7 protein-coding genes are annotated in these 5,323 nt (G+C 71.2%); 1 reads left to right on the top strand and 6 read right to left on the bottom strand.

Features of this window, described 5'->3' with window-relative positions:
• From VIB55_RS10305 to VIB55_RS10325, 5 genes are all read right to left on the bottom strand, one after another.
• Positions 1-293, bottom strand: a 293-nt coding sequence (locus VIB55_RS10305) for a phosphate acyltransferase (RefSeq protein ID WP_331876574.1), incomplete at its 3' end; no start/stop codon positions are given.
• Entirely contained in the window at positions 290-787 is a 498-nt protein-coding gene (gene coaD / locus VIB55_RS10310; protein ID WP_331876575.1) for a pantetheine-phosphate adenylyltransferase, read from the bottom strand. The genes coaD and VIB55_RS10305, both read right to left, overlap by 4 nt.
• A complete protein-coding gene (gene rsmD / locus VIB55_RS10315) occupies positions 784-1,311 on the bottom strand; it encodes a 16S rRNA (guanine(966)-N(2))-methyltransferase RsmD (RefSeq protein WP_331876576.1) in 528 nt (175 codons plus the stop codon). The genes coaD and rsmD overlap by 4 nt, the downstream gene beginning before the upstream one ends.
• Positions 1,312-1,485: 174 nt before the next feature.
• A complete protein-coding gene (gene recJ / locus VIB55_RS10320) occupies positions 1,486-3,210 on the bottom strand; it encodes a single-stranded-DNA-specific exonuclease RecJ (protein ID WP_331876577.1) in 1,725 nt (574 codons plus the stop codon).
• Between the two features lie 69 nt (positions 3,211-3,279).
• Entirely contained in the window at positions 3,280-3,483 is a 204-nt protein-coding gene (locus VIB55_RS10325) for a hypothetical protein (RefSeq protein WP_331876578.1), read from the bottom strand.
• Positions 3,484-3,648: 165 nt separating this feature from the next.
• On the opposite strand from VIB55_RS10325, the gene VIB55_RS10330 reads away from it, so the two are divergent.
• Positions 3,649-4,218 carry a GNAT family N-acetyltransferase gene (locus VIB55_RS10330; protein ID WP_331876579.1) on the top strand — a complete coding sequence of 190 codons (570 nt, stop codon included), beginning with the start codon at positions 3,649-3,651 and terminating at the stop codon, positions 4,216-4,218.
• A gap of 88 nt (positions 4,219-4,306) precedes the next feature.
• Here the strand turns inward: VIB55_RS10330 and VIB55_RS10335 are convergent, their stop codons facing one another.
• The gene (locus VIB55_RS10335; RefSeq protein ID WP_331876580.1) at positions 4,307-5,218 is read right to left on the bottom strand and encodes a hypothetical protein; all 912 of its coding nucleotides are present in this window, start codon (positions 5,216-5,218) and stop codon (positions 4,307-4,309) included.
• Between the last annotated feature and the right edge of the window lie 105 nt (positions 5,219-5,323).

Below are 5,323 nucleotides of genomic sequence, written 5' to 3' on the forward strand. Positions count from 1 at the left end.
AGGCGGTGGGCATCGTCCTCCGTCATCCCCTTCGCGCGGCGGCGTTCGAAGAGGAGCGACGCCAGCCTGGGCCGGCGCGCGTCCGCCGCCGGATCGAGCACCTCCACCTCCCCCGCGCCGAGCCGCGTCAGTTCCGCCGCGATCTCCGGCCCGCCCACGACGAGCGGGCGCGCGAGGCCGTCCGCGTGCAGCCGGGCGGCGGCCACCAGCGTGCGCTCGTCCGCGCCCTCGGGAAGCACGATGCGGCGCGGGTTTGCCCGCGCCCTGGCGTGAACCGAATCCAGGAAGCTCATCGCGCGCCGAAGCGCTCCGTCAACCGGCGGAGGACGGCGGGGGAGACGAACGGGGTGACGTCGCCGCCCAGCGAGGCGATCTGCCGCACCAGCGAGGACGAGAGGTACGAGTGCTCCAGGTCCGGCGCCAGGAACACGGTTTCCATCGCCTCCCACAGCTTGCGGTTCATCAGCGCCATCTGGAACTCGTATTCGAAGTCCGAGACGGCGCGCAGCCCGCGAACGATGATGGTGGCGCCCTGCGACTTGGCGAAATCCACCAGCAGCCCCTGGAAGGCCATGGGCTGCACGCGCGGCTCGTCGGCGAAAGTGTCGCGGATCATCTCCACGCGCTCCTCGACGCTGAACATCGCGCTCTTCACCTGCGTGGCGCTGTAGGCCACGGCGACGATCACCCGGTCCGCAAAGCGAAAGCTGCGGCGGATGATGTCTTCGTGGCCCAGGGTGACGGGATCGAACGATCCGGGACAGACCGCGATGCGCTCTGCGCTCATTCGGGCGCCGGGATGAAGGTGAGCTGGGTGTCGCCGTAGCGGCGGGTGCGCGCGCCGGGAAGTTCGGGTAGCTCGTCGTCACGGCCGTGCTCCACGCACAGCAGCCCGGCGAACGGTATGGCGGCGAAGGCCTGCACGATGGCTTCGGCGAATCCCTGTCCGTACGGCGGGTCGGCGAAGGCCACGTCGAAGCCGCCGGCATCCAGGCCCGCGACGTACTTCACCGCGTCGGCCTTGACGATCTCGATGCGATCACCGGCATCCAGGGCAGCGACGTTGTCGCGCAGCACCTTGAGCGCACTAGCGGCCTGTTCGACGAAGACGGCGTGCTCGGCGCCGCGGGAGAGCGCCTCCAGCCCCAGCGCGCCGGAGCCGGCGAACAGGTCCAGCACGCGCGCGCCGGGCAGGTACGGCGCCACGACGGACATCCACGCCTCGCGGACGCGGTCCGTCGTGGGCCGCGTAGCCCGCCCCGGCGGCGCCGCGATGCGCCGTCCGCCCCACTCCCCCGCGACGATCCTCACCGGCACCCGCTGGTTGTGGGTCCCCCTCCCCCGGCCCCTCCCCCGCAGACTGCGCGGGAGAGGGGGGAACGTCGATTGGCGTCTCGTTCGGGGTCGGTGCATGCCCTCGGGGGCCCCTCCCCCGGCCCCTCCCCCGGCAAACTGCGCCGGGAGAGGGGGGAACTTCGATTGCGTTTATTCCGACGGGCGGAGGTCGACGAGCTTGGCCTGCACGCGCGTTTGGCCGTTGTAGTGGTTCTCCTCCAGCTTGAACGCCACGTCCAGCAGCGACGCGCCGAAGCCCGGCTCCTCGCAGCGGTCCGCCATGTTGAAGCCGATGGCGTCCAGCTTCGCTCCGTACGCGCCCAGCGTGAGCTTCAGGTGCCCCTTGCCGACCACCTTCTGGTCCACGACCGCCACGCCGCGCGCAGCGAAGACGGGCGTGGCGTTCCCAGCGCCGAAGGGGCCCGCGTGCTTGAGCATGCGGACGAGGTCCAGGTCGGCGTGGCGCAACTCCATTTCCAGGTCGATGCGCACCTCGGGAACCAGGTCGTCTTCCGTGAGCGCGGCGCGCGCGGCGTCGTTGAAGGCGTCGCGGAAGGCGTCGACGTTCTCGCGGCGGATGGTGCACCCGGCCGCCACGCGGTGGCCGCCGAAGCGCTCCAGGTGGTGGCCGCAGGCGCGCATGGCATCGTACAGGTGGAAGCGCGAGATGGACCGGGCGCTTCCCTTTCCTTCGCCGTGCTCGTCCAGCGCGATCATCACCACGGGGCGATGGAGGCGTTCCACCAGCCGCGACGCCACGATGCCGATCACGCCCGGGTGCCAGCCGTCCTGCGCCAGCACCACGCCGTACTGGCGATCCGGATCGTACCCGAACTCCAGGGCCGCCATCGCCTGCTTGAGCGTTTCACCCTCCACCGACTGCCGCCAGCGGTTGTCCGACTCCAGCGACTGGGCGATCTCGTCCGCTTCGCGCGGATCGTCCGTCAGCAGCAGTTTTACGCCGCGCTGCGCCTCGCCCATCCGTCCCACGGCGTTGATGCGGGGCGCCAGCTGGAACGCTACTTGGGTGGAGGTGAGTTCGCCCTTGTCCATCAGCCCCGTCACCCGAAGCAGGGCGCGCAGGCCGGGGTTGGGCGTTTCGCGCAGCACCTTGAGCCCCCAGCGCACCAGCGCGCGGTTCTCTCCGGTCAGCGGCGCCACGTCGGCGATGGTGGCGATGGCCACGAGGTCGAGAAAGCTGAACAGCTTCTCGACCGGGTAGCCGATCTCGGCCGCCAGCGCGCAGCAAACCTTCCACGCCACGCCTACCCCGGCCAGCCCCTTGTCGGGATAGCCGCAGTCCACCCGGTTGGGGTTCACGGCGGCAACCGCGGCGGGAAGGGTGGGTCCGGGCGTGTGGTGGTCGGTAACGATGACGTCGATTCCCGCGGCACGCGCGCGGTCGATGGACGCGTGCGCCACGATCCCGCAGTCGCCGGTGAGGATGAGCGTGGAGCCCATCTCGGCGGCGGCGCGGATGCCGGCGTCGGAAAGGTCGTAGCCGTCCTGGATGCGGTGGGGAACGAACGGAAGCGCCACGGCGCCCATCATCCGCAGGGCGCGGACGTAGAGCGCGGTGGCGCAGATGCCGTCGACGTCGTAGTCGCCGTGGACCAGGATGATCTCGCGCCCGTCGATGGCCTTCTTCAGCCGCGCGACCGCGTCTCCAATCCCGGCGAGCGCCGTGGGGGCGTGGATGTGCCCGGGGCTGGGGCGCAGAAATCCGCGCGCCGCGTCTACCTCGCTATGGCCGCGAAGCACGAGCAGGCGGCAGAGCGGCGCCGGCAGGCGAAGCTCGCGGCAGAGGCGGTCGACGGCGGCCGGGTCGGGCGAGGGCGAAAAGACCCAGCGGCGGGCGGCAAGGACGGCTGACATTGTAAAAAGCTAGCCGCGTGCACGCCGAACACGCAACCCGATTCACGGTCCGCCACCGCGCGTGCGGAGCTAGTGCGCGAAGAAGTAGAGGACGGAGGCGGCCACCACCAGCACGGAAACGATGAGCGTAACCACCTGGGCTACGCTGCGCCCCGGGCCGGGCACGGGGTCCTTCTGCTGCGGGACGGGCTGCGACCCTCCCTGGAACGGCGGGTCCTTGCGGTCTTCGGCCACGTTGGTCTGCTCCGGCGCGGTGGTTGGATTTCGGTGCACGTGCGGCCCGGCCCTGCGCAACGGACATGCCGGGGAGGTCGCGCAGTCAGAACCAGCGGCGGGAGGCCGAGGCGACAAATATCCGTCCGAGGGTGCTGGCGCGGGCTCCGATCTCGCCTACTTTCGTACGTCGCCATTCACTCGATCAGGCACTCCCGACCTTTCATGACGCTCGATCCGCCCAACCTCACCACCGAGCGCGTCATCGTGCGCATGGCGCAGCCGGACGACGTTCCCGCCATCGCCCGCTACTTCGTCGAGAACCGGGAGCACCTGGCGGCGTCGCGCCCGCTGATGGCGCCCGAGTTCTACACCGAGGCGTTCTGGGCCGTGCAGGTGCGCGCCAACGCCGCGGAGTTCCGCGAGGGCAAGAGCGTGCGGCTGTTCCTGTTCGACCGCGCCCACCCGGACCGCGTGATCGGCAACGCCAACTTCACGCAGATCTTTCGCGCGCCGGCGCACTACTGCGTGCTGGGCTACGGGCTGGACAAGGCGTACGAGGGCCGCGGCATGATGCGCGAAGGGCTGGAGGCGGCGCTCGGCTACATGTTCCGTGACCAGAACCTGCACCGAATCGAGGCCAACTACGTGCCCCGCAACGAACGAAGTGGCGGCCTGCTGCGGCGCCTGGGCTTCGTCGTGGAGGGCTTCGCGCGCGACTACCTGCTGCTGAACGGAAAGTGGGAAGACCACGTTCGGACGAGCTTGACGAACCCGGATTGGCGGCCGTGGTGAGGGGAGTGCGTGAGTGCGTGAGTGCGTGAGTGAAAGAACTCACCCCCGAGCGGATGTCCGTTCGGGGGTGAGTGCGTTTGGAATAGCCTCAGCGGGGTGGCGCGGGGAACCGGATGGTGTCCCGCGGGGCGTTCGGGCGCGGCAGCGGTGCCGGCGGCGGCGTTTCCTCGCGCGGCTCCGGGATCGTTTCCCGCGGGGTTGGCGCGGGCGGACGCTGGGCCGGGGGCCGCTGGGCCGGCGGGCGCTGCTGAACGGGCTGCCGCGGCTGAGGCGCGGGCGGGCGCGGCTGCGTGGCCGTCGGACGCTGCGGCTGCGTCACCGGCGGACGTTGCGGCTGGGCGGCCGGCGGCGTCCCGGGCTGCGCGGCGGGTGGTACCGCGCCTGGCATCGGCTGCCCCGGTGCCGGCTGCGTTCCGGCCGGGGGCACCACCACACCCGCGCGGCGGAGCGAATCCATCCGCAGGCTGTCCAGGCGCGTCGAGTCCACCGGAACGTAGATGGGCGCGCCGCCCAGCAGCCGGCGGAACGGCGGCCCGCTCACCCGGCGCACCAGCGCGGCGCGCGTTCCCCGGGGCCAGCTTTCCACCGCGCTCTGGAAGGTGGTCAGCTCCACCCACAGCGTGTCGCGACGAACGTGGCCCGCCACGAACTGCCCCGTGCCCGCGCTGAACAGCACCAGCGAGATCGCGCTGTCGCGGCGCACCTCGCCCGCGATGGGAAAGGCCACGCCGGCGCGAAGGTACTGCCCTGCGATGGAATCCAGCCGCTGCGTCGCGATCTGGAAGTCGCCCGGGGGCGTCAGCGCGTACACCTTCTCGCGCACCAGCGCGGTGTCGGAGGCGGGGATCTCGAACCCCGCGAACCGCCACAGCCCGCGCACCTCCGGCAGGCCAGCGCGCGCCTCCGGCGACGGGCGCTGCAGGGGCGGAAGCGGCTGAACCTCCACCGACTGCGCTTCCTCGCACGCGCCCGCGGCCATCGCCGCGCAGCAGACCAGCATCGCTCCCCGCCGTGCTCGCACCTTGTTTCCTCTTCCCCGTGATTTTGACCGCCGCCGTTCCGCGCGCGAACCTCGCATCCTCCGTGCCCGGCACGCAAGTTTCGC

Origin of the sequence: Longimicrobium sp. (assembly GCF_036554565.1) — a bacterium.
Lineage (GTDB): Bacteria > Gemmatimonadota > Gemmatimonadetes > Longimicrobiales > Longimicrobiaceae > Longimicrobium.

Bases quoted from the DNA above. Each gene is read 5' to 3' on its own strand.
- coaD (WP_331876575.1), bottom strand. From the start codon at position 787: ATGAGCGCAGAGCGCATCGCGGTCTGTCCCGGATCGTTCGATCCCGTC.
- recJ (WP_331876577.1), bottom strand. From the start codon at position 3,210: ATGTCAGCCGTCCTTGCCGCCCGCCGCTGGGTCTTTTCGCCCTCGCCC.
- VIB55_RS10330 (WP_331876579.1), top strand. From the start codon at position 3,649: ATGACGCTCGATCCGCCCAACCTCACCACCGAGCGCGTCATCGTGCGC.
- VIB55_RS10335 (WP_331876580.1), bottom strand. From the start codon at position 5,218: ATGCTGGTCTGCTGCGCGGCGATGGCCGCGGGCGCGTGCGAGGAAGCG.